The sequence below is a fragment of the Sulfitobacter pacificus genome (assembly GCF_030159975.1).
Taxonomy (GTDB): Bacteria; Pseudomonadota; Alphaproteobacteria; order Rhodobacterales; family Rhodobacteraceae; genus Sulfitobacter; species Sulfitobacter pacificus.
Window position 1 is genome coordinate 2,631,654 of sequence record NZ_BSNL01000001.1, and the last position, 25,855, is coordinate 2,657,508.

Annotated in this window: 24 protein-coding genes and 1 riboswitch; of the genes, 9 read left to right on the forward strand and 15 right to left on the reverse strand. The window is 59.1% G+C overall.

Going from position 1 to position 25,855, the window contains the following annotated elements; translation table 11 throughout:
* Nucleotides 1–380 precede the first annotated feature (380 nt).
* Both QQL78_RS13305 and QQL78_RS13310 read left to right on the forward strand, forming a co-directional pair.
* The gene (locus QQL78_RS13305; protein ID WP_007117950.1) at nucleotides 381–587 is read left to right on the forward strand and encodes a cold-shock protein; all 207 of its coding nucleotides are present in this window, start codon (nucleotides 381–383) and stop codon (nucleotides 585–587) included.
* Between the two features lie 150 nt (nucleotides 588–737).
* On the forward strand, nucleotides 738–1,289 hold the full coding sequence (locus QQL78_RS13310) for a L,D-transpeptidase (protein ID WP_284374175.1): 552 nt from the start codon (nucleotides 738–740) through the stop codon (nucleotides 1,287–1,289).
* Nucleotides 1,290–1,363: 74 nt separating this feature from the next.
* Here QQL78_RS13310 and QQL78_RS13315 read toward each other — a convergent pair whose 3' ends face one another.
* From QQL78_RS13315 to QQL78_RS13330, 4 genes are all read right to left on the reverse strand, one after another.
* The gene (locus QQL78_RS13315; protein ID WP_284375594.1) at nucleotides 1,364–2,359 is read right to left on the reverse strand and encodes an ABC transporter substrate-binding protein; all 996 of its coding nucleotides are present in this window, start codon (nucleotides 2,357–2,359) and stop codon (nucleotides 1,364–1,366) included.
* A gap of 66 nt (nucleotides 2,360–2,425) precedes the next feature.
* Nucleotides 2,426–3,268, reverse strand: coding sequence for an ABC transporter permease (locus tag QQL78_RS13320; RefSeq protein ID WP_284374176.1), 843 nt, complete (start codon nucleotides 3,266–3,268; stop codon nucleotides 2,426–2,428).
* Nucleotides 3,265–4,185 (reverse strand): ABC transporter permease, encoded by a 921-nt coding sequence (locus tag QQL78_RS13325; protein WP_284374177.1) that lies wholly within the window; start codon nucleotides 4,183–4,185, stop codon nucleotides 3,265–3,267. Before QQL78_RS13325 ends, QQL78_RS13320 begins: the two co-directional genes overlap by 4 nt.
* A 63-nt stretch (nucleotides 4,186–4,248) precedes the next feature.
* Nucleotides 4,249–5,073 (reverse strand): ABC transporter ATP-binding protein, encoded by an 825-nt coding sequence (locus QQL78_RS13330; protein WP_284374178.1) that lies wholly within the window; start codon nucleotides 5,071–5,073, stop codon nucleotides 4,249–4,251.
* A gap of 40 nt (nucleotides 5,074–5,113) precedes the next feature.
* Between QQL78_RS13330 and QQL78_RS13335 the strand changes: the two genes are divergently transcribed.
* Nucleotides 5,114–5,527, forward strand: a complete 414-nt coding sequence (locus QQL78_RS13335; RefSeq protein WP_284374179.1) for a cupin domain-containing protein — start codon at nucleotides 5,114–5,116, stop codon at nucleotides 5,525–5,527.
* Here the strand turns inward: QQL78_RS13335 and hydA are convergent, their stop codons facing one another.
* Together hydA and QQL78_RS13345 are read right to left on the reverse strand one after the other, a co-directional pair.
* Nucleotides 5,528–6,988, reverse strand: coding sequence for a dihydropyrimidinase (gene hydA / locus QQL78_RS13340; protein WP_284374180.1), 1,461 nt, complete (start codon nucleotides 6,986–6,988; stop codon nucleotides 5,528–5,530).
* 136 nt (nucleotides 6,989–7,124) lie between these two features.
* Nucleotides 7,125–8,375: a Zn-dependent hydrolase gene (locus tag QQL78_RS13345; protein WP_284374181.1), complete on the reverse strand. Its 1,251-nt coding sequence runs from the start codon at nucleotides 8,373–8,375 to the stop codon at nucleotides 7,125–7,127.
* Between the two features lie 155 nt (nucleotides 8,376–8,530).
* On the opposite strand from QQL78_RS13345, the gene QQL78_RS13350 reads away from it, so the two are divergent.
* Nucleotides 8,531–9,148: a TetR family transcriptional regulator C-terminal domain-containing protein gene (locus QQL78_RS13350; RefSeq protein WP_284374182.1), complete on the forward strand. Its 618-nt coding sequence runs from the start codon at nucleotides 8,531–8,533 to the stop codon at nucleotides 9,146–9,148.
* A gap of 134 nt (nucleotides 9,149–9,282) precedes the next feature.
* Entirely contained in the window at nucleotides 9,283–9,672 is a 390-nt protein-coding gene (locus QQL78_RS13355) for a hypothetical protein (protein WP_284374183.1), read from the forward strand.
* Nucleotides 9,673–9,686: 14 nt separating this feature from the next.
* Here QQL78_RS13355 and preA read toward each other — a convergent pair whose 3' ends face one another.
* The 3 genes from preA to QQL78_RS13370 form a co-directional block, all read right to left on the reverse strand.
* The gene (gene preA, locus QQL78_RS13360; protein ID WP_284374184.1) at nucleotides 9,687–10,988 is read right to left on the reverse strand and encodes an NAD-dependent dihydropyrimidine dehydrogenase subunit PreA; all 1,302 of its coding nucleotides are present in this window, start codon (nucleotides 10,986–10,988) and stop codon (nucleotides 9,687–9,689) included.
* Nucleotides 10,989–10,999: 11 nt separating this feature from the next.
* Nucleotides 11,000–12,322, reverse strand: a complete 1,323-nt coding sequence (locus tag QQL78_RS13365) for an NAD(P)-dependent oxidoreductase (RefSeq protein ID WP_284374185.1) — start codon at nucleotides 12,320–12,322, stop codon at nucleotides 11,000–11,002.
* 120 nt (nucleotides 12,323–12,442) lie between these two features.
* On the reverse strand, nucleotides 12,443–13,099 hold the full coding sequence (locus QQL78_RS13370) for an arylesterase (RefSeq protein WP_284374186.1): 657 nt from the start codon (nucleotides 13,097–13,099) through the stop codon (nucleotides 12,443–12,445).
* Nucleotides 13,100–13,147: 48 nt separating this feature from the next.
* Here QQL78_RS13370 and QQL78_RS13375 point away from each other — a divergent pair, with 48 nt between their 5' ends.
* The 3 genes from QQL78_RS13375 to QQL78_RS13385 are packed head-to-tail and all read left to right on the forward strand — an operon-like array spanning nucleotide 13,148 to nucleotide 17,226.
* Nucleotides 13,148–13,816, forward strand: a complete 669-nt coding sequence (locus QQL78_RS13375; protein WP_284374187.1) for an ABC transporter ATP-binding protein — start codon at nucleotides 13,148–13,150, stop codon at nucleotides 13,814–13,816.
* Nucleotides 13,813–16,329: an ABC transporter permease gene (locus QQL78_RS13380; RefSeq protein ID WP_284374188.1), complete on the forward strand. Its 2,517-nt coding sequence runs from the start codon at nucleotides 13,813–13,815 to the stop codon at nucleotides 16,327–16,329. The genes QQL78_RS13375 and QQL78_RS13380 overlap by 4 nt, the downstream gene beginning before the upstream one ends.
* Nucleotides 16,330–16,356: 27 nt before the next feature.
* Nucleotides 16,357–17,226: an inositol monophosphatase family protein gene (locus QQL78_RS13385; protein ID WP_284374189.1), complete on the forward strand. Its 870-nt coding sequence runs from the start codon at nucleotides 16,357–16,359 to the stop codon at nucleotides 17,224–17,226.
* Between the two features lie 42 nt (nucleotides 17,227–17,268).
* On the opposite strand, the gene gcvP is transcribed toward QQL78_RS13385, so the two are convergent.
* From gcvP to gcvT, 3 genes are all read right to left on the reverse strand, one after another.
* Nucleotides 17,269–20,115, reverse strand: coding sequence for an aminomethyl-transferring glycine dehydrogenase (gene gcvP / locus QQL78_RS13390; RefSeq protein WP_284374191.1), 2,847 nt, complete (start codon nucleotides 20,113–20,115; stop codon nucleotides 17,269–17,271).
* 98 nt (nucleotides 20,116–20,213) lie between these two features.
* Entirely contained in the window at nucleotides 20,214–20,573 is a 360-nt protein-coding gene (gene gcvH / locus QQL78_RS13395; RefSeq protein ID WP_284374193.1) for a glycine cleavage system protein GcvH, read from the reverse strand.
* A gap of 20 nt (nucleotides 20,574–20,593) precedes the next feature.
* On the reverse strand, nucleotides 20,594–21,718 hold the full coding sequence (gcvT, locus tag QQL78_RS13400; RefSeq protein WP_284374194.1) for a glycine cleavage system aminomethyltransferase GcvT: 1,125 nt from the start codon (nucleotides 21,716–21,718) through the stop codon (nucleotides 20,594–20,596).
* 141 nt (nucleotides 21,719–21,859) lie between these two features.
* A riboswitch (glycine riboswitch) is annotated at nucleotides 21,860–21,945 on the reverse strand.
* A 90-nt stretch (nucleotides 21,946–22,035) separates the two neighbouring features.
* On the opposite strand from gcvT, the gene QQL78_RS13405 reads away from it, so the two are divergent.
* A complete protein-coding gene (locus tag QQL78_RS13405; RefSeq protein WP_284374195.1) occupies nucleotides 22,036–22,590 on the forward strand; it encodes a gamma-glutamylcyclotransferase family protein in 555 nt (184 codons plus the stop codon).
* Here QQL78_RS13405 and QQL78_RS13410 read toward each other — a convergent pair.
* The 3 genes from QQL78_RS13410 to QQL78_RS13420 form a co-directional block, all read right to left on the reverse strand.
* Nucleotides 22,570–23,961 (reverse strand): MATE family efflux transporter, encoded by a 1,392-nt coding sequence (locus QQL78_RS13410; RefSeq protein WP_284374197.1) that lies wholly within the window; start codon nucleotides 23,959–23,961, stop codon nucleotides 22,570–22,572. The two genes, QQL78_RS13405 and QQL78_RS13410, sit on opposite strands and share 21 nt — an antisense overlap.
* A gap of 87 nt (nucleotides 23,962–24,048) precedes the next feature.
* Nucleotides 24,049–25,383 carry a glutamate--tRNA ligase gene (gene gltX, locus QQL78_RS13415; RefSeq protein ID WP_284374199.1) on the reverse strand — a complete coding sequence of 445 codons (1,335 nt, stop codon included), beginning with the start codon at nucleotides 25,381–25,383 and terminating at the stop codon, nucleotides 24,049–24,051.
* 53 nt (nucleotides 25,384–25,436) lie between these two features.
* Complete coding sequence (locus QQL78_RS13420; protein WP_284374201.1) at nucleotides 25,437–25,838, reverse strand: DUF1801 domain-containing protein; 402 nt, start codon at nucleotides 25,836–25,838, stop codon at nucleotides 25,437–25,439.
* Nucleotides 25,839–25,855 lie beyond the last annotated feature (17 nt).

Consider the following 25,855-nt stretch of genomic DNA (forward strand, 5'->3'; position numbering starts at 1 on the left):
TATAATCCACTGAGCCAACGAAATGGCTCGACCGGTCGGGCATCGTTAGGACTTTTGTCATGCGATTTCTTACCAAATTGAAAGGGCGAGTGACATACCGCGACATTGTCGCAACCGTGGCACTCTTGCTGATGTTCATAGACATGTTTCTATGACATTGGGTGGTCTTCGGGCCGCCCTTTCAGCCATCGACCTCCGGCCAAAATCCGCCCACCTGCCCACACCCCTTGTCCGAATCGGCAGTTCGGCCTATGTTCTGCCTTGCTAACGTTTATCTATTTCGACCCACTGTCTCCCTAACACGGCGCAGATCGAACTCAGACCGACCACGCCACGCCATCGCACAATGCGGATGGAACACTGCTTTAGGAGACTACGGAATGGCTACTGGCACCGTAAAATGGTTTAACACAACAAAAGGCTTCGGCTTTATCGCACCCGATGGCGGCAGCAAGGACGTTTTCGTTCACATTTCTGCTGTTGAGCGCGCAGGCCTGACCGGTCTGGCCGACAACCAGAAAGTGACGTTCGACATCGAAGCTGGCCGTGATGGCCGCGAGTCGGCAACGAACATCGCACTGGCATAAGCCTTAGACGGGCCGTCGCGGCGTCCCTGTCACGAGAATTTGACCGACCCTCTGGCAACAGTGGGTCGGTTTTTCTTTCCGCAGGGTTGAAAAAATGCGCAGTTTCGCGACATTTAATCATCTGCAAAACGTAATTTATGGAGCACCCCCATGCACCGCCGCACCTTTTTGGCCTCGACCCTGGCCGCTGCCGCCCTGCCACAGGTCCTGTCCGCCACTACAGCCGCCTATGACCCAACGCCGCAGGAAGTGTCGATCAAACCAACCTATCAGCCGGGCCAGCTGCTGGTCCTGCCGCGCAGCCACTATCTGTATTTCGTGACCGCACCGGGCAAGGCGATGCGCTATGGCATCGGTGTCGGCAAGGCAGGTCTGGAATTCACCGGCACGGCCACTATCGCGGTGAAAAAGGAATGGCCCACATGGCGCCCCACGGATGAGATGATCGAACGTGAGCCGCAGACCTACAAACGTTTCATCGGCAACACTGACGCCCAGGAAGGCGGCCCCGGCAACCCACTTGGCGCACGGGCACTTTACCTCTTTGAAGGCGGGCGTGACACTTACTTCCGCATCCACGGCACCACTGCGCCCAGCACCATTGGCCGCTCGGTCTCCAACGGTTGTATCCGTATGATCAACGAACATGTGATTGATCTTTATAACCGCGTGCCCGTCGGCACCGTGGTGACGGTTCTGTAAATACAGATCTCCGAATTAAAAAAGGCCGGTGCGTTGATGCACCGGCCTTTTTCATTTCTGCAATGTGAACCGGATCAGTTCAGCGCCTTATCCGTGATCACTGATGTCCATGCGCCCTCTGGCTGCTTGGAAATCACCGGATCAGAACCACCGGCCAACAGCGTGTCCACCGTCCGCTGAAAGTCTGCCTCGACCAATGCACCGTTGGACCCTGCGGTCAGCTTGGCAATCTCGCCCATCATCCGCACCTGTGCGGCCTCTGTCTGGGCACCGGTCTCGTCGTTGTCCAGCACGATGTTTGCAGCCTCTTCCGCGTTCTCTTCCGCGTATTTCCAGCCCTTCATAGACGCCCGGACAAAGCGCACCATCTTATCCTCAAACACCGGATCTTTCAGGTTGTCTTCCAACACATAAATACCGTCTTCCAGGGTTGCGACACCCTGCTCTTCATATTTGAAGGTCACCAGCTCGTCCGGGTTCACCCCTGCATCCAGCACCTGACCGTATTCATTATAGGTCATGGTCGAAATGCAATCCGCCTCGCGCTGCAACAGCGGATCAACGTTGAACCCCTGCTTCAGCACGGTCACACCGTCATCACCACCGTCGGTGGAAATACCCTCCTGCGACATCCACGACAGGAACGGATATTCGTTGCCAAAGAACCAGACACCAATCGTCTTGCCCTTGAAATCCTGCGGACCGGTGATCCCGGTATCCTTCCAGCAGGTCAGCATCAGACCGGAGGTTTTGAACGGCTGTGCGATGTTCACCACCGGCAGCCCCTTCTCACGTGCGGCCAGCGCCGAGGGCATCCAGTTCAGCATGGCATCAGCGCCGCCGCCCGCCAGCACCTGTGGTGGTGCAATATCAGGACCGCCAGCCAGAACGGTCACGTCCAAGCCTTCTTCCTCATAAAACCCCTTGTCCAGAGCCACGTAATACCCGGCAAACTGCGCCTGCGTGACCCATTGCAATTGCAAGGTCACACTATTGGCATGACCATCTGCATGGGCCGCCACGCCGCCCAGCCCGGTGGCCACAGCCGCGGCCATCATCATTTTCTTCATCATTTGTCGTCTCCCCTGTTGGTTAACATAGTGCCCCGTTTCGAGGTCTTGGTCATTCCTACAACGCTAGCGTTGCGACGGATGCCAGAATGTCACCCGCTTTTCGATCAACGTCATCAATCCATAAAACGCACTGCCAGCCAATGCCGCAATTACAATCTCGGCCCAAACCATATCCAGCGCAAGCTGGCCAAAGCTGGTCGAGATCCGAAACCCCATCCCCACCGTCGGCGAGCCGAAAAATTCAGCAACAATCGCCCCGATCAACGCCAGTGTCGTCGCAATCTTGAGCCCGTTAAAGATGAACGGCATTGCCGCCGGCAGGCGCAGCTTTAACAGCGTCGGCCAATAGCCCGCGCCATAGGTCCGCATCAGATCACGCTGCATCACCGATGTTTCACGCAAACCCGCCACCGTGTTCACCAGAATAGGAAAGAACACCATCACCGCAACAACCGCCGCTTTGCTTTCCCAGTCACTGCCGAACCATTTCACAAAAATCGGCGCAATACCGACAATCGGCAAGGCAGCCATAAAACTGCCCACCGGCAAGATCCCCCGCGTCAAAAAATCAGAGCGATCCGCCAGCACCGCAATGCCAAGGGCAGCCAGACCGCCAATCACATAACCGGTCATCGCCCCTTTGATGATCGTCTGGTGGAAATCCGCCCATAGCCGCGGCCCTTCACTGAACAGCCGCTCCACAATCGCCGACGGTGCCGGCAGGATCACCGGATTGACCTCGAACCCGACCACCAGCAACTCCCAGACCACCACAACGGTCAGCCCGAAAATTGCAGGGATCAACACCTTTACCCCTGGATGATCCGAGACCGGCCCATTGGCCAGACGGATATTCACCCACCAGCCAAGTGCCCAGATCATCAATGCTGCAATTGTCCAGATCATGCCGTCCGCATCCCCATCCGTCGCAATGTCACCCGCTCCATTGCACTAAACAGCCCAACCAGCGCCGCCGCCGTCAAAGCGGCCGCAAACAGGGCCGCCCAGGACACAAGTGGTTGACCATATTGATCCCCCACCAGCATCCGCGCCCCAAAACCCGCCTTTGCCCCGGTGGGCAATTCCGCCACGATGGTCCCGATCAAAGATGCCGAAATCCCGATCTTGAGCGAGGCAAACAGATAGGGTGTCGAGGCGGGCAGCCTGAGCGCCCAAAATCCCTGACGGTTCGATGCATGATAGGTGCGCAACAGGTCCAACTGCATGGCATCCGGCGACCGCAACCCTTTCACCATCCCGACAACCACCGGGAAAAAGGACAGGTAGGCAGCAATCAGCGACTTGGGAAACAATCCCTGTATTCCCATCGACCCCAGAACCACGATCACCATCGGGGCCAGCGCCAAAATCGGAATGGTCTGGCTGACAATTGCCCAAGGCATCACCGACCGGTCCATCACCCGAGAATAGACAATCCCAACCGCCAGCAAAATGCCGAGCCCCGTCCCTATGAAGAACCCCAATAGGGTCGGTGCCAGCGTCACCCAGCCATGATAGACCAATGACCGTTTAGAGGTGATCTTCTTCTCGAAAATCGTGGCATACATCTCGCCCGCCACCTGCTGTGGTGCCGGCAAACGGGGCCGCACGAAATCATAGGTCAGCGGCACCAGATGCAAATTGCGCAGGCTCAACCCAATCCCGCTATATTCTTGCCGTTCCACCGGTGTCTCTGGCGTCACAGGCAGCCCATCACGCTGCGCCTGATCCGCGACCAGATGCATGTTCATTGGCACAACCGCCACCATCCAAAACAGCAGCACCGCCCCAACCACGGTCATCACCGGCAGTATCGATTTCACAGAGTCCTCCCCAGCTTCATCTTGCCAATAAACTCATGCCCGCCTGCCCGGCAAACGCCCTTCTCACTCATCCAGATGCCCCGCGCGCAACCCTTCGCGGACCCGATGGGCAATCTCCAGAAACTCCGGCGTGTCACGTATCTCCAACGGGCGCTCCTTTGGCAGGGTGCTTTCGATCACATCGGTGATCCGCCCCGGCCTTGGCGACATCACCACAATCTTGGTGCTCAGATACACCGCCTCGGGGATCGAATGGGTCACAAAAGCAATGGTCTTTTCCGTCCGCGCCCATAGCTTCAGCAGCTGTTCGTTCAAATGATCGCGCACAATCTCGTCCAGCGCCCCGAAAGGTTCATCCATCAACAGGATATCCGCATCAAACGACAGCGCCCGCGCTATGCTTGCCCGCTGCTGCATCCCGCCGGACAATTGCCAGGGAAACTTGCGCTCGAACCCGGCCAGATCGACCAGCTCCAGCACCCGCTCGACCCGCCGGGCCTGCTCATCCTTCGCGATCCCCATAATCTCCAGCGGCAACCGGATATTGCCCCCAATCGTGCGCCATGGGTAAAGCCCCGCCGCCTGAAACACATAGCCATAGGCGCGCGCCTTGCGGGCTTCCTCGGGGCTCACCCCATTCACTGTGACCCTGCCGCCCGTCGGCTGTTCCAGATCCGCCATCACTCGTAAAAACGTCGTCTTGCCACACCCCGAGGGCCCGATGAAACTGACAAAGTCACCGGCGTTGATGTCCAGATTCACATCCTTCAACGCATGGATCGGCCCATCGCGGGTTTCAAAAGTCAAATCCAGACTGTCAGCCGAAATAACCGCCTTGGCTGTCGCTTTAGGGGTGATCCCATCGGAATTTCTATCTAAGGTTAGCATTTCAATCCAATTTAACTTTTACTCTTAAGGAGTTTCTACTTTGTCTCAGCCTAAGACCCTACAATGTCGCAAAATACGCCCTGAAAACACCTATTCGGGCAAGCAAGGTTTTGACTATTTCGAAGGGATCGCCCGCGAAACAACGCAGTCACGGGCGATTTGTATGCACCTTCTGACGATCCCCGCCGGAGCGAAAGCCAAGGCGCATAAGCACGCAACACATGAGACCGCAATCTATATGCTCGAAGGCAAGGTCGAGATGTACTGGGGCCAGGATCTCGAAAACCACATGAAGGCCGAAGCCGGTGATCTGATCTATATCCCCGCAGATACCCCCCATTTGCCAATGAACCTGACTGACGCACCAGCCCGCGCAGTGATTTCCCGCACCGACCCGCACGAACAGGAAAGCGTTGTTCTGACACCAGAGCTGGAAGAACGGGTCCCAAGCTAACTAGATCCCCGCCGGAATATTCAGCGGATCGCGCTTGATCATCTTCGGACTGGTCAGCGCCTTCCATTTCGACAGGGCCAGGTTTGCACTGGGAAAGGCCGGACGCGGGATAAACTTGCCGCGCCCCGGCTGCGGCTGCGAATTCTGCCCCCAGGCCCAGATCACATCGCCCCGACTCAGAGTATAGCGCGCATTCGCTGTCACCTCGAAGCCTTCAAACACATTGTAATCCAAAATCGAATGGTGGTTCGCAGGCGAGATCGTCTTGGCGATCTTCGGATCCCAGACCACGATATCCGCATCCGCCCCTTCAACAATCGCCCCCTTGCGCGGATAGGTGTTTAGGATCTTCGCCACATTGGTCGAGGTCGCCGCAACAAATTCATTCGGCGTCAGACGCCCGGTCTCAACCCCTTCAGTCCACAGCACGCTCAACCGCTCTTCCAACCCATTGGACCCGTTGGGAATGATCCGGAAATCATCCCGCCCCGCCCGTTTCTGCTCGGTATTGAACGCCGCATGATCTGTTGCCACCACCTGCAAGGACCCCGCCTGCAAGCCCGCCCAAAGCGAATCCTGATGATCCTTTGACCGGAACGGCGGTGACATCACCCGGCGCGCCGCATGGTCCCAATCCTTGTTGAAATACTCGCTCTCATCCAAGGTCAGAAACTGGATCAACGGCTCACCATAGACCCGCATGCCCTTTTGCCGCGCACGACGAATGGCCTCATGGGTCTGCTCACAGGACACATGCACGATATACAATGGAACCCCTGCGGTATCGGCAATGGTGATCGCCCGGTTCGCCGCCTCGCCTTCCAACTCCGGCGGCCTCGAATAGGCATGTCCCTCCGGCCCGGTGATCCCCTGATCAAAATACTTCTGCTGAAGCTCCGCCACCAGATCACCGTTTTCCGCATGCACCATCGGCAGCGCACCCAGTTCGGCGCAGCGCTTGAACGACGCAAACATCTCGTCATCTTCAATCATCAATGCGCCCTTATAGGCCATGAAATGCTTGAAGGAATTAACGCCCATATCCACGGCGTCTTTCATTTCGTTAAAGACATTCTCGTCCCAACCGGTGATCGCCATATGATAGCCAACGTCGGAACAAATCTGCGGTGCGGACTTGCGGTGCCATTCATTGATCGCATTCTTGATGCTGCCATCCGCCCCCGGCAGACAGAAATCCACCACCATGGTGGTCCCGCCACAGGCCGCCGCCCATGTGCCGGTCTCGAATGTCTCTGCTGCCGTGGTCCCCATGAACGGCATTTCCAGATGGGTGTGCGGATCAATCCCGCCGGGGATCACATAGGCACCCTCGGCGTCAATATATTCATCGCCCTTCAGATTCTCCCCGATCTGAACAATCTTCTCCCCCTCGATCAGCACATCGGCCTTCCACGTCCGGTCCGCCGTACACACCTGCCCGCCTTTGATCACCTTGCTCATCGTCTGTCTCCCATCTTCATCTTGCCTTTAACCTCCGGGGTCTGGGGCAGCGCCCCAGTCAACCTCTCAAAGCCAAACCGCCCTCTCCGAAAGCGCAAGAATTTTCAAATTCTAGTGAAACCTCATACAAAAGGATTCACCCCACAACCTCCGCCGTCTCCACAACCGCATGCATCAGCACATCTGTGCCCGCCTGCGCCCACTCCTTGGAAATCTCTTCCGCCTCATTATGGCTTAGCCCGTCCACACAAGGGCACATTACCATTGCAGTCGGGGCCACGCGGTTGATCCAGCAGGCATCATGCCCCGCCCCGGAAATCAGGTTCATATGGGAATACCCCAAGCGTTCCGCCGCATCCCGCACCGCGCTCACACAGCTCTCGTCAAAGGCGACCGGATCAAATCCGCCAACCTTTTCAAACGCGATCTCCATCCCCATATCATCGGCAATCTTCTGCCCCTCGAAACGCAGCCGCGCTTCCATATCTTCGATCACCGCCAACTCGGGCGAGCGGAAATCAACCGTAAACACCACCTTACCGGGGATCACATTGCGCGAGTTCGGATAAACATCGATATGCCCCGCCGCCCCCACCGCATGGGGCGCATGGCTCCATGCGATCTCCTCGACCTTCTCCAGGATCCGCGCCATGCCCAACCCTGCATTCTTGCGCAGCGGCATCGGCGTTGATCCGGTGTGACTGTCCTTGCCTGTCACAGTCACTTGCGTCCAGCTCAACCCCTGACCATGGGTGACCACGCCAATGTCTTTGCCCTCGGCCTCCAAAATCGGCCCCTGTTCGATATGCAGCTCAAAGAAGGCATGCATCTTGCGCGCGCCTACCTCTTCCTCACCGCGCCAACCGATCCGCTTCAGCTCGTCACCGAACGTCTTGCCCTCGGCATCCACCCGGTCATATGCCCAATCCTGCGTATGGATCCCCGCAAACACCCCCGACGACAGCATCGCCGGCGCATATCGCGTGCCCTCTTCGTTGGTGAAATTGGTCGCCACAATCGGATGTTTGGTCTTCACCCCCAAATCATTCAGGGTTCGGATAATCTCCAACCCCGCCAGCACACCCAGCACCCCGTCATATTTCCCGCCCGTCGGCTGGGTATCCAGATGTGATCCCACATAAACCGGCAGGGCATCCGGGTCGGTGCCCTCGCGGCGCGCAAACATATTGCCCATCTGGTCCAGCCCCATGCTGCACCCCGCCTCTTCACACCACCTTTGAAACAAGGCGCGGCCTTCACCGTCTTCATCGGTCAGAGTCTGGCGGTTGTTACCCCCCGCTACGCCGGGCCCGATCTTGGCCATCTCCATCAAGCTGTCCCACAAGCGGTCGGGATTGATCTTGAGGTTCTCTCCAGGTGCGGGCATTGCTGGCTCCTTTGGCTGGCGTGGGCACGGTAAATTTTACCATTTGGTAAAGACACGATTGCGGTTAGACTTGCCTCTGTCAAGAACTGCTTTAGGGACACTTGCGCCACTGATAGGTAAATGCATAGATTTCAGGCAACTGCGGGGGAACGCCAATGCCAAAGGATGCCGAGAAGAAGCCAAGCCGCATCCAGCAGCGCAACCGACGTGTCATCCTTGATGCCGCATTGGATGTATTTTCCCGCCACGGCTATCGCGGGGCCACGTTGGACCAGATCGCAGCGCAAGCAGGACTCAGCAAACCCAACATCCTCTATTATTTCGACGGCAAGGAAAGCATCCATGTCACCCTGTTGAACCAGCTGATGAAAAACTGGCTGGATCCACTGGTCAAGATGGACCCAACTGGTGATCCGGTTGAGGAAATCATGGGATATGTGCATCGCAAATTGGATATGACACAGGAATTCCCCCGCGAAAGCCGCCTCTTTGCGGGCGAAATTCTGCAAGGGGCACCGCGCATGCGCCCCGAACTTGAAACCAACCTCAAACCTCTATTCGATGAAAAATGCGCTCTGATCCAGAACTGGATCGATCAGGGTCGCCTGCCCCCGCTCGACCCGCGCCATCTGATCTTCTCGATCTGGTCCAGCACCCAGCATTATGCCGATTTCGAAGCACAGGTCAGCTTGCTTCTGGGCGAGGGTGACGCCCCTTTTGCCGGGGCTGCCGCGCATCTGGACACGATGTTTCGCAGGCTGCTGCGCGGGTAATCACCCCCCCTCCACGCTCTTTACAGGTCATTCACCATCTTTGCGATTTGAGGTTGGTGTTAAGCATTCGTTTAGGAAAATCCCTGAAACTTCACATGGGTGGCGGGCTCCAGACTTCAAAATTGGAGCTTCCAATGAGTTCGATATTACTAAGCAATCCGTTCCCTACCGCTCCTGCGGCATCGGCCCTGCCTGCCGAAGCCCCGGCAGCAGCGGCACCGATCGCTGCGGTTCCGACTGGCGGTTCTTCAGAGTCTTCCGGCAATGCAACCTCGTTCAGTGGCTCGGGTGCAGGGTCCAGCCGTCAGGCGCAGAATGTTGCTCTGTTTCAGTCCAAAGGCAGCGCAAAATGGGCGCAACCCGCAAAAGCAACCGGCGGCTCTGTGATCAACGCACAGACGCAGGTTGACGGGGAACGGGAAAGCCCCATCAAACTGCCCCTCGGGCCGGATTTGCCAGCGGTTGAAATGCCTGACCCTTTGCCGACTTCCCCGTTCCTGAAATCAAACGCAGACGTCGCATAGGGTCAGGCCAAAGGTTACTCCGCAGCAGACGCCGACGGATTGTTGGGATGCGTTGTCCAGTTGGCGTATTCCTGCTGGACCACCTTTCCGGTACGCGGGTCAGTTGTGCCCGGCGTCATTGCCTCCATCGTGATACAATCCTCAACCGGGCAAACATTCACACAAAGGTTGCAGGCCACGCATTCGTCATCGATCACACTAAATGTGCGGTCTTCGGTCATGGCAATCGCCTGATGGCTGGTGTCCTCGCAGGCGGCAAAGCACCGCCCGCAGGAAATGCACAGATCCTGATTGATCACCGCCTTGGCCACGTAATTCAGGTTCAGCTGGTTCCAGTCGGTGACATTCGGCACCGCGCGACCAACAATTTCATCTACCGATGTCATGCCCTTATCATCCATATATTCGGACAAACCGCTGATCATTTCCTCAACAATCTTAAAGCCGTAGGTCATTACCGCTGTACAGACCTGCACATTGCCCGCACCCAGCGCCATGAACTCCGCCGCGTCGCGCCAGTTGGTCACCCCGCCAATCCCGCTGATCGGCAGGCCCTGCAATTCCGCATCCCGCGCAATTTCCGCCACCATGTTCAGCGCAATCGGTTTCACCGCCGGCCCGCAATAGCCACCATGCGCGCCCTTGCCGTCAATCGTCGGCTCTGGCGCAAACAGATCAAGGTCCACACTGGTGATCGAATTGATGGTGTTGATCAGCGAAACCGCATCCGCGCCTCCCGCCAGCGCTGCCGCTGCCGGTTTACGCACATCGGTGATGTTCGGCGTCAGTTTGACAATCACCGGCATCCGCGTGTGCGACTTCACCCAGCGCGTCACCATTTCAATATATTCCGGCACCTGCCCTACCGCCGCGCCCATGCCGCGCTCTGACATCCCGTGCGGGCAACCAAAGTTCAGCTCGACACCATCCGCGCCGGTCTCTTCCACCTGCGGCAAGATAAATTTCCACGGCTCTTCCTCGCAAGGCACCATCAAGGAGACAATCATCGCCCGATCAGGATAGTCACGTTTCACCAGTTTAATCTCGTCCAGATTGGTCTGCAACGGGCGGTCGGTGATCAACTCGATGTTGTTCAATCCCAGCAATCGCCGGTCCGCCCCGTAAATCGCACCATAGCGTGGCCCGTTCACATTCACCACATGCGGGTCCAGCCCCAGTGTTTTCCACACCACACCGCCCCATCCGGCATCAAAGGCGCGGCGCACATTGTATTCCTTGTCCGTCGGCGGCGCAGAGGCCAGCCAGAACGGGTTGGGGGATTTGATCCCGATGAAGTTGCTTGTCAGATCAGCCATATCTCTCTCCCCTACGCGCTCAACACTGCGTGAATATCCATCGCCGCATCACGGCCCTCGGCCACCGCTGTCACGGTCAGATCGTCGCCACCACTGGCGCAATCCCCACCTGCCCAGATGCCTTTCACCGAAGTTTGCCCCGTTTCGGAAACCTTGATCTTGCGCCCCTCCAGCGCGGGCAGCCCTTCGTCTTCCAGCGTCTGGCCGATTGCCTTGAACACCTGATCCGCTGGCAGGCGTAGCATCTGCCCCGTGCCCTTCATCGCATCATCAACATATTCAAATTCAATCTCGCGCACCGCGCCATTGCCATGCACCGCCACCGGCACCGCATGGGTCACGATCCGCACGCCCTTGCTGGCGGCCAGATCCTGTTCAAACACGCTTGCGTTCATACGGTCGCGCCCGCGCCGGTACACCAGCGTCACGTTCAACGCGCCCAACAGCCTGGCCTGCACAGCCGCATCCACCGCCGTCATCCCGCCGCCGATCACCACAACGTCGCGCCCGATGGGCACGCTTGCCACATCACTCGCCTGCCGCAGCTCTGCAATGAAATCCACCGCATCCAGCACACCGGCCTTATCCTCACCATCCGCGCCCAGCGCATTGACACCGCCCAGCCCCACACCAAGGAAAACCGCGTCATACTCGGCCTGCAACCCGTCCAGCATCACACCATCGCCCAGCGCCACACCATATTGCATGGTGATTCCGCCGATTTTCAGCAGCCATTCCACCTCATCCTGTGCGAACCCGCCTGTGGTCTTGTAGGTCGCAATGCCATATTCGTTCAGCCCGCCGGGCTTGGCGGCGGCGTCCATCACCACCACATCATGCCCCAGCATCGCCAGACGGTGTGCACAGGACAATCCCGCTGGCCCTGCGCCCACCACGGCAACCGTCTTGCCCGTGGCTGTCGCCCGCGTGAAGGGATGCACACCCTGTTCCTGCAGATGGTCGGTTGCATAGCGCTGCAATTGCCCGATCAACACCGGCTTGCCCTCTGCCGCTTCACGTACACAGGCTTCCTCACACAGGGTCTCGGTCGGGCAAACCCGCGCGCACATGCCGCCCATGATGTTCTGGGTCAGGATTGTTTTCGCTGCCGCATCCGGTGTACCCGTGGCAATCTGGCGAATGAACAAGGGAATATCGATGTCCGTGGGACAGGCTGTGATGCAGGGCGCATCATGACAAAAGTAACAGCGATCTGCCGCCACCAGAGCCTCATGCGGGTCCAGTCGCGGATGCAGATCCGAGAAATGTGCGTCATAGCTGTCAGGGTCCAAACGCCCCGCGACAATACCTTCTTGAAAAACGTCTGATCCCATCTGGCTCACCCTATTGCTTGCTGGATACGGGAAAACGCTCACACGGAATGATTTTTTTATCAACTGGTAAAATTATTTTGAGCGATAAATTTTACCAACCATTGGGATGTATTGGTGCAATCAGCCTATTATTTCATCAATCAATGCCAGAACTTTTGGCCCAACCTGCGCCACGATTAATGCCACACCTTCCGCATTGGGATGCACCCCATCCGCCTGAAAATATGCCCGCAAACTCAACGGGTTGGTGATGTCGCCTACTTCGCTCATCCCGGCAAAGAAACTTTCCAGAAAACCGCTGCCGTATTCTTTCGCCAGCTCGGGATAGATCGCATCAAACTGCGATTTATAGGCGGGGCCAAAATTTCCCGGTGCCTGCATGCCGATCAACAAAACCTCGACCGCAGCTGCCTCGGCGGCCTGCAAAATCCCGTCAATGTTGCTGCGCGCCTGCTCCGGTCCCAACCCGCGCAGCAGGTCATTGCCCCCCAACGCCACGATCATCCCGTCCACTTCTGGCGTCAATGTCCAGGCCACCCGCGACAAGCCACCCGCCGTGGTATCCCCCGACACCCCTGCGTTGATCAGCCGCACTTCTGCCCCCTGCGCATCCAGCCATGCCTGTAACTGCGGAACAAACCCTTGTTCTGCGGGCAATCCATAGCCTTGGGTCAGGCTGTCCCCAAGGGCGGCAATCACCACTTCCTCGGCCAATGCGGCCCCCGCCTGCCCCAGCCCTGCCAAAATGAAAACAATCCCTGCCAACGCCTTGCGCATCTGCCGTAAACCTCCATATCCAAAGGAACCCAAAAACAAAGGCCGCCCATGTCCGATCCAGTCTTTCACCTTTCAGATGTGGTTCTTTCCCTGAAAGGCAATGCCGGACCCGTCGACATTCTGCGCGGCATTTCACTGGATGTGCAAGCTGGCGAAACCCTCGCCCTGACCGGCCCCTCCGGTTCCGGCAAATCCTCCTTGCTGATGGTGATGGGCGGATTGGAACAGGCGACCGGTGGCACCGTCACCGCCCTGGGCCAGAACCTCACCACCATGTCAGAGGACGATCTTGCCCGTTTCCGTCAGGGCCGCATGGGCATTGTGTTCCAGTCCTTTCACCTGATTCCAACAATGACCGCTCTTGAAAACGTCGCCACACCTTTGGAACTTGCAGGCGTCACAGATGCCTTTGAGCGGGCGACAGAGGCGTTGAAAACCGTCGGTCTTGGCCACCGCCTTGATCACTACCCGGCGCAGATGTCAGGGGGTGAACAACAACGTGTGGCCCTCGCCCGAGCCTGCGCACCGCGCCCTGCGATCCTCTTGGCGGATGAACCCACTGGCAATCTGGACAGCAAAAATGGGGCCGCAATCATGGATCTGCTGTTTGATCTGCGCGACCAATACGGTGCCACCTTGGTGCTGGTCACCCATGACCCGACCCTTGCCCAACGCTGTGACCGCGCGGTCAATCTAGCCGACGGGAAAATCGCATGAGTCTGCGTCTTGCCGCCCGTTTCGCACGGCGCGAGATGCGCGGCGGTCTGCGCGGCTTTCGCTTGTTCCTTGCCTGTCTCGCCCTTGGTGTTGCGGCCATCGCTGCGGTTGGTTCCGTGCGCTCCGCAATCGAGGCCGGGCTCGAACGTGAAGGGGCCGCAATACTGGGCGGCGCGGCAGAGCTCGACTTTACCTTCCGCTTTGCCACACCGGAAGAGCGCGACTGGATGCAGGCCCGCGCCACCCGTGTGTCAGAAATCGCCGAATTCCGCTCCATGGCTGTGGTCGGTGATGAACGCGCCCTGACCCAGATCAAAGCGATTGATGATGCTTACCCGCTGGTCGGCACCGTTGCGCTGTCGCCCGACATGCCGCTGACGCAGGCGCTTGCCACCGCCGACGGCATCGCAGGTGCCGTGATGGAGCGTGCCCTCTCCGACCGGCTGGGCCTCTCACCCGGTGATACATTTCAACTGGGTACCAAGACCTATCGTTTCTCCGCGCTGCTAACCCGCGAACCAGATTCCGCCGCCAGCGGTTTTGCCCTTGGTCCGCGCACCCTGCTCTACCGTGACGCGCTTGAGGGGGCGGGGCTGCTCGCCTCCGGCACCCTGTTCAACAGCAAATACCGCCTTGATCTGCCACCCGACACGGACCTCGAAGCCCTCGAAACCGATGCCAAGGAACAATTCACCAACAGCGGCATGCGCTGGACCGATGCCCGCAACGGTGCCCCCGGTGTGGCGCAATTTGTCCGGCGGCTCAGCGCGTTTCTGGTGCTGGTTGGCCTCTCCGGTCTGGCTGTCGGCGGGGTTGGTGTGTCAGCAGCGGTGCGCGCCTATCTGAACGGCAAAACCGGCACCATCGCCACCCTGCGGGCGCTCGGGGCGGATCGCACCACGATCTTTCAAACCTATTTCATTCAGATCGGCATCTTATCCCTGCTGGGTGTCGCCATCGGCCTGACGCTTGGTGCGGCTGTCCCTATGCTGCTCTCCCCGCTGATCGAGGCCCGCCTGCCCCTGCCAACCACATTCGCCCTTTACCCCCGCCCCTTGATCGAAGCGGGTCTTTACGGGCTGCTGACCGCACTGGCCTTCACCCTTTGGCCACTTGCGCGCAGTGAAGACGTGCGCGCCGCTACTCTGTTTCGCGATGCATGGTCCGGCACCCCGCGCCTGCCCGCACCGCGCTACCTTGTTGTGATCACCCTGATCGCGGCAACCCTGATTGCGCTGGCCGGTTGGTTTAACGGTTCGTGGTTCCTCACGCTCTGGACTCTTGGCGGCATCGCCGGTGCCTTGCTGATCCTGTCGCTGGCGGCCCTGCTGATCCGCTTTCTTGCCCGCCGGGGTGCCCGTCTGGCCCGGGGTCACCCTCGTCTGCGTTGGGCATTGGCAGCAATTTCCGGCACCGGCGAAGGGGCCGGTGCGGTGGTCCTCTCCCTTGGCCTTGGCCTGTCGGTCCTCGCCGCCGTGGGCCAGATCGACGGCAACCTGCGCAACGCCATCACCGGCAACCTGCCCGATGTCGCACCCTCCTATTTCTTTGTCGACATCCAGAAAGATCAGATGCCCGGCTATACCGAACGGCTGGAAAACGATCCCGCCGTGTCGCGCATCCAAAGCGTGCCAATGCTGCGCGGCGTGGTCACACAGATCAACGGCATTCCTGCGGCTGAGGTGGCGGGTGATCACTGGGTGGTGCGCGGCGATCGCGGCGTCACCTATGCAGAAACCCCTGATACAGAAACAAAAATCACCGCCGGCGAATGGTGGCCCAAAGATTACACCGGCCCGCCACTGATCAGCTTCGCCGCTGAAGAGGCCGAGGAAATGGGCCTTGTCCTTGGTGACACATTGACGATCAACATCCTTGGCCGCGACATCACCGGCACCATCACCTCTTTCCGCGAGGTTGATTTTTCGACCGCAGGCATCGGGTTCATCCTGACGATGAACCCCGCCGCGCTGGCCGGTGCGCCCCATACCTTCATTTCAACCGTCTATGCCGAAGAGCAGGCCGAAACCGCCATCCTGCGCGACCTTGCCAGCGCCTATCCCAACATCACCGCCATCCGTGTGCGTGACGCCATAGACCGGGTTGCCTCCGTTCTGGCCGGTCTTGCCGCCGCCACATCCTACGGCGCGCTTGCCACCCTGCTGACCGGCTTCATCGTCCTGATTGGTGCCGCCGCCGCCGGTGCCGATGCCCGCACCTATGAAGCGGCGGTGTTGAAAACCCTCGGCGCATCGCGGGCCCGGATCGCGGCCAGCTTTATTCTGCGGGCCGCTCTCTTGGGGCTTTTCGCAGGCACGGTTGCCCTTTTCGCCGGGGCCTTGGGGGGCTGGGCGGTCAGCACCTATATCATGGAAACCGATTTCACCTTGATCTGGCCCTCCGCACTGGCAATCATCCTAGGTGGCGTACTGGCCTGTGTTCTGGCCGGGCTTGGATTTGCGCTTAGATCCCTGAATGCCCGCCCCGCTCAGGTCTTGCGGGCCCGCGAATAGGCACACTGACCAGCGAAGGAACTGGATATGTCCGACACCCTACCCGCCCCCCTGCCCAAGGCCGTCAGCCTTGCCCAGCAGCAACATATCGTGAACATCATCCGCCGCGCGGCCAAGGCAGAGATCATGCCCCGTTTTCGCGCCCTTTCCGCCGGTGACATCCGCGCCAAATCCCACGCGCATGATCTTGTCACCGCCGCGGATACCGCCGCAGAGCAGATGATCACCCGCGCCTTGCAAATCGCCTTTCCCGAGGCACTGATTGTGGGGGAGGAAGCCGCCGCTGACACCCCCGAGCTATTGGGAGAAATCGCCAATGCACAGCTGGCCTTCATCATCGACCCCATCGATGGCACATGGAACTATGCCCATGGCATGGCTGTGTTTGGTGTGATCATCGCGGTGACCCGCTTTGGCCGGCCCGCCTTCGGCGTGATCTATGATCCGGTCAATGATGACTGGGTCATTGCTGATGACGAAAGCCCCGCAATGATGGACGCCGCCGCCACATCCCCGCGTCCGCTAAAGGCCAGCATGGGCAAGCCGCTGAACGCGCTGATCGGCTATGTACCGCTGCATATCTTCCCCAAAGAACACCAAGCAAAACTCGCTGTCGCCCTGACCGGTTTCGCCCGCACCCATCCCTTGGGCTGCTCGGCCCATGAATACCGGATGATCGCACAGGGCCATGCCGATTTCCTGCTCACGGCCTCCCTGCATCCCTGGGATCACGCCGCCGGGGCGCTGATCTGTGAACGTGCTGGCGCATATGTGGAAATGCTGGATGGCGGCCCCTATAACGCCGACCGCCACAGTGGGCACCTTATGGTGGCCCCTGACCGCACCACATGGAATCGCCTGAAAAAGGTCTTTGCCTTCCTGCTGGAGCAGCCGTAGGGCGGGGGTCACCCCGCCACCACGCCTTTTTCTACCCGCGGCTTACTCTGCCGCCTCCGCATAATCGCTCAGCGGTGGGCAGGTGCAGATCAGGTTACGATCCCCATGCACATTGTCCACACGGTTCACCGGCGGCCAGTATTTATCAACCCGGAACGCCCCCGGAGGGAAACAGCCCTGCTCGCGGGAGTAGGGCCGCTCGCCCCATTCCAGCACCAGATCCTCAACCGTATGCGGCGCGTTCTTTAGTGGGTTATTCACCGCATCCATCTCGCCTTTTTCGATCGCATCAATCTCGGCGCGGATCGCCAGCATCGCATCGCAGAACCGGTCCAGCTCGGCTTTGGTCTCACTCTCCGTTGGTTCAACCATCAGCGTACCAGCCACCGGCCATGACATCGTCGGCGCGTGGAAACCACAATCAATCAGACGTTTGGCGATATCGTCCACCGTCACACCGGCGCTATCATCGAACGGGCGCACGTCCAGAATGCACTCATGCGCCACCCGCCCTGTTGGCCCGCGATACAACACGTCAAACGCGCCTTCCAACCGCTTGGCGATGTAGTTGGCATTCAGGATCGCCACCCGTGTCGCCTGTGTCAGACCCTCACCACCCATCATCAGGCAATAAGACCATGAAATCGGCAACAACGAGGGTGATCCAAAGGGTGCCGCCGATACCGCATTGCCACCCGCGTTCGGATCGCCGGGCAAATGCGGCACCAGATGTGCCTTCACACCAATCGGCCCCATGCCGGGCCCACCGCCGCCATGCGGAATGCAGAAGGTCTTGTGCAGGTTCAGGTGACTGACATCACCGCCCAAATCACCCGGCCGCGACAACCCGACCATGGCATTCATATTGGCCCCGTCGATATAGACCTGCCCGCCGTGGTCGTGGGTGATCTTGGTCACCTCGGTCACGGTTTCCTCGAACACCCCATGGGTCGACGGATAGGTGATCATACAAGCAGCAAGGTTCTCGCCCGCCGCTTCTGCCTTGGCGCGGAAATCATCCAGATCAATATCGCCATTGGCAGCGGATTTGATCACCACAACCTTCCAGCCCACCATCTGCGCACTTGCTGGGTTGGTGCCATGCGCCGACATCGGGATCAGACAGATGTTGCGCTGATCCTCCCCATTTGCACGGTGGTATCCGGCAATCGACAGCAATCCCGCATATTCCCCCTGCGCACCTGAATTCGGCTGCATGGAAATCGCGTCATAGCCGGTGATGTCACACAGCTTGGCGGACAGATCGTCGATCATTTCCTTATACCCCGCCGCCTGATCCGCCGGCACAAAGGGGTGCATCTGGGAAAACTCGCGCCAGCTGACCGGCATCATTTCAGCTGCCGAATTCAACTTCATCGTGCAAGACCCAAGCGGGATCATCGCCCGATCCAGCGCCAGATCACGATCCGCAAGACGGCGCATATAGCGCATCATCTCGGTCTCGGCACGGTTCATGTGGAAAATCGGATGGGTCAGATAGGTTGTCTGCCGCACCATCTTTTCCGGCATGTGGTAATGCGGCGTATAATCCTTGTCTTCTTTGGTGATGCCAAAGGCGCGCCAGACCGCCTCGATGGTCGCGGGCTTCGTCCGCTCATCAAGGGTAATCCCAACTCTGGTCTCGCCTACAGCCCGCAGGTTGATCCCCTCGTCCACCGCCGATTTCATCACCGCCTGTTGCAACGGGCCAACCTCAACCGTGATCGTGTCAAAATAGGTCGCCGGGCGGATTTCAAAACCCGCCATCTTCAGCCCCTCGGCCAAACGCGCCGTCTTGCGATGGATACGCTGGGCAATCGCCTTTAACCCTTCCGGCCCGTGGAACACGGCATACATCGACGCCATAACCGCCAACAGGGCCTGCGCGGTACAGACATTCGATGTCGCCTTTTCGCGGCGGATATGCTGTTCGCGGGTTTGCAGGGACAAACGATAGGCACGGTTGCCATGGGCATCAATCGATACACCGACAATCCGCCCCGGCATCGTCCGCTTGTACGCATCCTTACACGACATATAGGCGGCATGTGGCCCGCCATATCCTTCGGGCACACCGAAGCGCTGGGTCGATCCCACCGCGATATCCGCCCCCATCGCACCGGGCTCTTTCAACAACGTCAACGCCAGCGGATCCGCTGAAATAATGCCAATGCCCTTATGTTCATGCAGAGCCGCAATCGGATCGGTAAAATCTCGCACATGCCCATAGGTGCCCGGATACTGGAAAATCGCCCCAAACACTGCTTCGGCGTCCATATCCACCGGATCGCCGACAATCACCTCAATGCCCAAAGGTGCCGCGCGGGTTTTCATCACCGCGATATTCTGTGGATGACAATCCTGATCGACAAAAAACGCCGTCTTTTTGGATTTCGACACGCGCTGCGCCATGGTCATCGCCTCGGCACAGGCCGTTGCCTCGTCCAGCAAGGACGCATTGGCAACTTCCAAGCCGGTCAAATCCGAAATCATCGTCTGAAAGTTCAACAAGGCTTCCAACCGGCCCTGCGCAATCTCCGGCTGATAGGGTGTATAGGCCGTGTACCATGCCGGATTCTCAAGGATATTGCGCTGAATCGCCGGGGGCGTGACCGTCCCGTGATAACCCTGCCCGATCAGCGAGGTCAGCACCTTGTTCTTGGATGCCGTGACGCGCAGATGCTCCAACACCTCACGCTCTGACATGGCCTTGCCGAAATCCAGCTGCCCCTCCATGCGGATGGCCGCTGGCACCGTATCGTCAATCAATTCGGCCAGCGATCCCGCACCAACCACCTTCAACATATCAGACATTTCCGCCGGTGACGGACCGATATGTCGACGGTTGGCAAAGTCATAGGGCAAGTAATCTGTCGGCTTGAAAGTCATTGTGTCATCCTCATTTATCCAAGCCGGCACCGCGCCTGATCTGCGCAGCCCCTGACTTCATCTTGCCTTTAAACTCAATCCTGCTGGCCGCTCCGGGCCTAGCCGATGAACTTCTGATAGGCCGCTTCATTCATGAATTCATCCATCTGCGACGGATCGCTGATCTTCATCTTGAACATCCAGGCCTCCCCCTGCGGGTCATCATTCACCATGCTGGGATTATCAGTCAGCGCGCTGTTCACCTCAGTGATCTCACCGTCAACCGGGGCCAGAATATCCGATGCGGCCTTCACACTTTCGATGACCACAACCTCGTCATCCTTGCTGACTGTGGTGCCCTCATCCGGCAATTCCACAAACACCACATCGCCCAATTGCTCGGCCGCATGGATTGTGATCCCCACAACCATTTCGCCATCTTCCTCACGCAGCCATTCATGCTCTTCAGTAAACTTCATCTCTGGTTTCCCCGTTTTGATTATCGTTTGAAATTTGCCGCAACAAACGGCAGCTTGGCAACGGTTAAAGGCAACCGCTTGCCCCGGACCTCACCCCATAGTGCCGTGCCGACACCGCTGGCCTCCGTCGCAACATAGCCCATCGCAACCGGCCCCTCGACCGTGGGACCAAAGCTGCCGGATGTCACAACACCAACTTCCCGGCCCGCCTCGGCCGCGTCGAACAACACCACACCTTCGCGCATCGGCGCGCGGCCCTCGGGGCGCAGCCCAACCCGCTTGCGGCTGGCACCTTCGGCCAGCTGCGCCAGAATGACAGAGGCCCCCGGAAAACCGCCCGCGCGCGCGCCACCTGAACGGCGCACCTTTTGAATGGCCCAGTTGAGCGCCCCTTCAACCGGTGTGGTCCCCGCATCAATATCATTTCCATAAAGGCACAGCCCCGCCTCCAGACGCAGCGAATCGCGTGCCCCCAGACCAATGGCCTCTACACTGTCATGTTCCAGCAACTTCCGCGCCAGCGTCTCTGCCTCGGCAGCAGGCACTGAAATCTCAACCCCGTCTTCACCGGTATAGCCGGACCGCGACGCCCATACGGCGCTCCCGTCCAGATCCAGATCCGCAATATCCATAAAGGTCATCCCGGCGGCGCGGGCGTCCATCTCGGCCACCACATCAACCGCCTGCGGGCCTTGCAACGCGATCAAGGCGCGGTCGGTCAGCTCTGTCACCGTCACCTCTGGCTCCAGCGCGGCGCGCATCCGCGCGATATCCGCCTCCTTGCAGGCCGCATTGACCACAACAAACAAATCATCACCGCGCCGGGCAAACATCAGATCGTCCTCGATCCCGCCTGCGTCATTGGTGAAAAACCCATAGCGCTGACGACCATCGCCCAGCCCCAGCACATCCATTGGCACCAATGTCTCAAACGCCAGCGCCACAGCCTCCCAGGAGGCCCCCGACAGAATCACCTGCCCCATATGGCTGACGTCAAACAACCCGGCAGCCGCGCGGCAATGCAGATGCTCTTTCATCACACCAAGCGGATATTGCACCGGCATCGAATACCCGGCAAAGGGCACCATCTTGGCCCCAAGGCTCAGGTGCAAATCATAAAGCGCTGTCGCGTGTAAATCTTCCATCCGTCGCTCCCCTGACCGGATGTTCTGGCAACACCGGCATCATGACATCGCACCATGCGATGTGTGATGCCCCCTCTGTCCTTTCGCCTGAGATCGTTATCCCTTCGGCGGGTGCCTCTGCACCACTCTCCAGAGTGTCGTCATCAGATCACGGTCCTTGGGCCTGAGAGTTTCCGGGGCGGTTGCTCCTTCGGCATCAGCGTCGCTGATTCTCCCATGATCTGGGCCCTGATGTACGCCGTGCCCCCGCGAGCCGTCAAGCGCTTGTCGCCACCGCCGCCACATGCTTTGGTAGCGCAAAACAACGCGAGTACCTGATGACCCCTTACTTCTTTGGCTATGGCAGCCTTGTGAACCGTGACACCCACAGCTACCCGGACGCCCATCCCGCCCAATTGGTCGGATGGCGGCGTGCATGGGTCCGCTCTGCCGCATTTGACCGGGTGTTTCTCAGCGTAACCCTCGATCCTGAAACCACAATTTCCGGCTTGATCGCTGCTGTGCCGAATGCCGATTGGGCCGCTTTGGATGCGCGCGAAACCGGCTATGCCCGGCTTTCCTCCGGCGGGGCGGTAAAACATCCGCTGACACCGGCCCCCGACATCGCCCATTATGCCGTGCCTGCATCACAACAGGGGCACACCACCGCCAACACCATCATCCTCAGCTATCTGGATGTTGTTGTGCAAGGATTCCTGCGCGAGTTCGGCGAAGACGGGGTTCAGGCGTTTTTTGACACCACCGACGGCTGGGACACCCCCATTCTGAACGACCGCGCCGCGCCGCAATACCCGCGCCACAAGGTCCTGACCACTGCGGAAACCGCGCTGGTGGATCACCACCTTGCGCGGCTATCTGCGCGCGTGGAATAGGGTCATCAAACGTCCCTCGCGGCCAAACAGCTCCTGTCTGGTCCGCTCCGGTGCCCCGCCACGCTCGATCACCCGCAGCGCCAGAACCCAGGCCACAATACCGAAGATCACGCCAGCAAGGGCCTGACCAATCAACACTCCCTGCGCGCCAAAGGCCCATGACCCAATGAACACCAAGGGGATCAGCGCAACCGCATTGCGCCCCCAGTTGGTAAAGGTCGACAGAAACGGCTGGCCCAGATTGTTAAAGGCCGCGTTGGACACGAACAACACACCCGGAAAAAAGAACGCCAGCGAAAGCGGCCCGCAAAACAGATAGATCAGATCGCGCGTCAGCCCGGTTGCGCCAAACAGTTCTGCAATCGCGCCCCGTGCCAGAAACAAAACCGTCGAAACCAGCAGAATCACAACCGCGACAAAGATCACCGCTGCGTTGAACCCGGCCCGCACCCGCGCCATGTTACCGGCACCATAATTCTGCCCGATGATCGGCCCCACAGCGCCGGACAGCGCAAAAACCACGCCAAACGCCACCGGCGTCAAACGGCCCACAATCGCCATACCGGCAATCGCTTCCTCACCGTAGCCGGCCATAGAACGTGTCACAAACGCCTGCCCCACGGGGGTGGCGATCTGCGCAAGAATGGTGGGGAATGCGATGGCCAAAATCGGGCTTAGATCACGCAACATGCCTTTGGGTCGGGGCCAGGTGATGCCGCCGTAAATCTTGACCAACGGCCAAAGCGCCATGGCGCAAATCGTCAGCCGTGCCGCCACCGATGCAATCGCCGCCCCGGTAAGTTCCAGATTAAGCCCAAAGATCAAAATCGGGTCCAGCGCAGCATTCACAACACCCCCCGCAATCGTTGCCATCATCGCGCGGCGAGCATCCCCATGGGCCCGCAAAACCGCACTGCCCATCATCCCAAGGATCAGGAAGGGCATTGAGGGCACAATGATCTGCAGGAAATGCACCGCAAGGGCCGCCGTCTCGCCACTCGCGCCTAAAAGCGCCACCAGATGCCCCAGCGACAACCAGACCAGAACCGAAAATATTACAGCAAAAACAAACCCATAACTCAGCGCATGTGTGGTCCTTTCGCGGGCCAGCTCTGCGTCATCCGCGCCCAGAGCCCGCGCCACCAAGGCCCCCGCCGCAATGCCAAGACCAATGCCAAAGGAGGTGGTAAAAAACAGGATCGCCCCGGCATATCCAATCGCCGCCGCCAGCTCTGTCTTCCCCAGCATCGAGATAAAGATCATGTCGACAAAATCGACAATAAAAACCGCCATCAACCCCAGCGAGGCGGTCAGCGACATCACCGTCACATGACCAAACAGATTGCCATTCAGAAATTTCGCCTCAGCCATGCACGCGCCCTCTTAACAACGTAAAAAGGGCAGCGCTTAAGCGCCGCCCCTTCATTTCCCGACCCCCTGCGAAAGGTTGGCCCCGTCTCATCCGCGCGCCTTGATCACCTGCAACAGCGGCATCACCGCAGCCATCTCTGGCCCGTGTTCCTGCCCCGTCAACGCCAGTCGCAAGGGGCGGAACAACCCGCGCCCTTTGCGCCCGGTCTGTTCCTTGACCGCCGCAGTCCAGGTGCCCCAGGTGCTGGCATCGAACGGCATCTCTGGCAGCATCGCCATGGCCTCTGCGATAAACGCCTTATCGTCTTCTTCAATCACCGGATCAGCACCGTCGCGGAACATCGCCCACCAGGCATCCAATTCACCCAAGGTCTCGATATTCTCGCGCGTCACCGCCCAGAACTGTTCGGCCTGCGCCTTTGGCACACCCAATCCGTCCAGAGTCTCGGCCACATCCGCCACGCCCAGCGTCTGCAAATACCGCCCGGTCAGCGGGAACAGATCCCGCTCATCAAACTTCGTCGGGGCCGCGCCAAAGTGATCAATGTCAAACCCATCGATCAGCGCCGCCATATCGGTGCGCAGCTCAACCGGATCGGACGACCCCAGCCGCGCCATCAGCGACAGCAAGGCAAAGGGCTGCACCCCCTGTTCGCGCAGATCACGCAGCGCCAGCACGCCCAGACGTTTTGACAGCGCTTCGCCCTGCGGGCCAGTCAACAATGAATGATGCGCAAACGCCGGGTGGTCATGGCCCAGCGCCTTCATGATCTGGATTTGTGTCGCTGTATTGGTCACATGGTCCGACCCGCGCACAACATGGGTTACGCCCATTTCCGTGTCATCCACAACGCTCGCCAGCGTGTACAAAATCTGGCCATCACCACGAATCAGAACCGGATCAGACACCGATGCCGCATCAATGGAGATGTCGCCCAGAATACCGTCTTTCCACTCGATCCGTTCGTGATCCAGCTTGAACCGCCACACGCCATCGCCACGCTCTGCCCGCAGCCCGTCTTTCTCATCATCTGACAGTTTCAGCGCCGAACGGTCATAGACCGGCGGCTGGCTCATGTTCAGCTGTTTCTTGCGCTTGAGGTCCAGCTCGGTCGGCGTCTCGAACGCCTCGTAAAACCGCCCTTTGGCGCGCAGGTCATCTGCAGCCGCGTGATATTGCTCCAACCGCTCCGACTGGCGCTCAACCCGGTCCCAATGCAGGCCCAGCCAGTCCAGATCCTGTTTGATCCCGTCAACATATTCTTCCTTGGATCGTTCCGGGTCGGTGTCGTCGATCCGCAGGATAAACGTGCCTCCGGCCTTGCGGGCAATCAGGTAATTCATCAGCGCCGTGCGCAGGTTGCCCACGTGGATGTAACCGGTGGGGGAGGGGGCGAAACGTGTGGTTGTCGGGCTGGCCATGCATGATCTCCTTGCGAGCGGCAGGCTTCTCACAACAGCTCGAAATTGTCCAGTTAGGTTGAACGGACCGGCCAGCTCTTGGCAAGATCCGCCAATCCCGCCCGCACCAGCTCGGCCAGAACATCCAGATCGGCATCCTCCAGCTTGTTCAGGTAGAGACAGGATTTACCTTTGCTGTGCTTGCCCAGCCGTTCAAGGATACCCGAGAAATCCGCATAGCCCGGCATGATGTAAATGCTCAGCTTGGCCTTGCGCGGCGCAAATCCGGTGGCGAAATAACGGCCCGTCCGTCCCGAGGCATAGGTATAGTCATATTGGCCATAGCCCAGCATCGATCCCGACCATAAAACCGGCTGCCACCCCGTCACATCGCGGAAAAACGCATCCAGCTGTGCGGCTTCCCTATGCCGGCGAGCGGGTTCAACACTTTCCAGAAAATCACCAACATCATCCATGATATGCCTCTCGATCC

Bases quoted from the DNA above. Each gene is read 5' to 3' on its own strand.
- QQL78_RS13305 (WP_007117950.1), top strand. From the start codon at position 381: ATGGCTACTGGCACCGTAAAATGGTTTAACACAACAAAAGGCTTCGGC.
- QQL78_RS13310 (WP_284374175.1), top strand. From the start codon at position 738: ATGCACCGCCGCACCTTTTTGGCCTCGACCCTGGCCGCTGCCGCCCTG.
- QQL78_RS13315 (WP_284375594.1), bottom strand. From the start codon at position 2,359: ATGAAGAAAATGATGATGGCCGCGGCTGTGGCCACCGGGCTGGGCGGC.
- QQL78_RS13320 (WP_284374176.1), bottom strand. From the start codon at position 3,268: ATGATCTGGACAATTGCAGCATTGATGATCTGGGCACTTGGCTGGTGG.
- QQL78_RS13330 (WP_284374178.1), bottom strand. From the start codon at position 5,073: ATGCTAACCTTAGATAGAAATTCCGATGGGATCACCCCTAAAGCGACA.
- hydA (WP_284374180.1), bottom strand. From the start codon at position 6,988: ATGAGCAAGGTGATCAAAGGCGGGCAGGTGTGTACGGCGGACCGGACG.
- QQL78_RS13345 (WP_284374181.1), bottom strand. From the start codon at position 8,375: ATGCCCGCACCTGGAGAGAACCTCAAGATCAATCCCGACCGCTTGTGG.
- QQL78_RS13350 (WP_284374182.1), top strand. From the start codon at position 8,531: ATGCCAAAGGATGCCGAGAAGAAGCCAAGCCGCATCCAGCAGCGCAAC.
- QQL78_RS13355 (WP_284374183.1), top strand. From the start codon at position 9,283: ATGAGTTCGATATTACTAAGCAATCCGTTCCCTACCGCTCCTGCGGCA.
- preA (WP_284374184.1), bottom strand. From the start codon at position 10,988: ATGGCTGATCTGACAAGCAACTTCATCGGGATCAAATCCCCCAACCCG.
- QQL78_RS13365 (WP_284374185.1), bottom strand. From the start codon at position 12,322: ATGGGATCAGACGTTTTTCAAGAAGGTATTGTCGCGGGGCGTTTGGAC.
- QQL78_RS13370 (WP_284374186.1), bottom strand. From the start codon at position 13,099: ATGCGCAAGGCGTTGGCAGGGATTGTTTTCATTTTGGCAGGGCTGGGG.
- QQL78_RS13375 (WP_284374187.1), top strand. From the start codon at position 13,148: ATGTCCGATCCAGTCTTTCACCTTTCAGATGTGGTTCTTTCCCTGAAA.
- QQL78_RS13380 (WP_284374188.1), top strand. From the start codon at position 13,813: ATGAGTCTGCGTCTTGCCGCCCGTTTCGCACGGCGCGAGATGCGCGGC.
- QQL78_RS13385 (WP_284374189.1), top strand. From the start codon at position 16,357: ATGTCCGACACCCTACCCGCCCCCCTGCCCAAGGCCGTCAGCCTTGCC.
- gcvP (WP_284374191.1), bottom strand. From the start codon at position 20,115: ATGACTTTCAAGCCGACAGATTACTTGCCCTATGACTTTGCCAACCGT.
- gcvH (WP_284374193.1), bottom strand. From the start codon at position 20,573: ATGAAGTTTACTGAAGAGCATGAATGGCTGCGTGAGGAAGATGGCGAA.
- gcvT (WP_284374194.1), bottom strand. From the start codon at position 21,718: ATGGAAGATTTACACGCGACAGCGCTTTATGATTTGCACCTGAGCCTT.
- QQL78_RS13405 (WP_284374195.1), top strand. From the start codon at position 22,036: ATGACCCCTTACTTCTTTGGCTATGGCAGCCTTGTGAACCGTGACACC.
- QQL78_RS13410 (WP_284374197.1), bottom strand. From the start codon at position 23,961: ATGGCTGAGGCGAAATTTCTGAATGGCAATCTGTTTGGTCATGTGACG.
- gltX (WP_284374199.1), bottom strand. From the start codon at position 25,383: ATGGCCAGCCCGACAACCACACGTTTCGCCCCCTCCCCCACCGGTTAC.
- QQL78_RS13420 (WP_284374201.1), bottom strand. From the start codon at position 25,838: ATGGATGATGTTGGTGATTTTCTGGAAAGTGTTGAACCCGCTCGCCGG.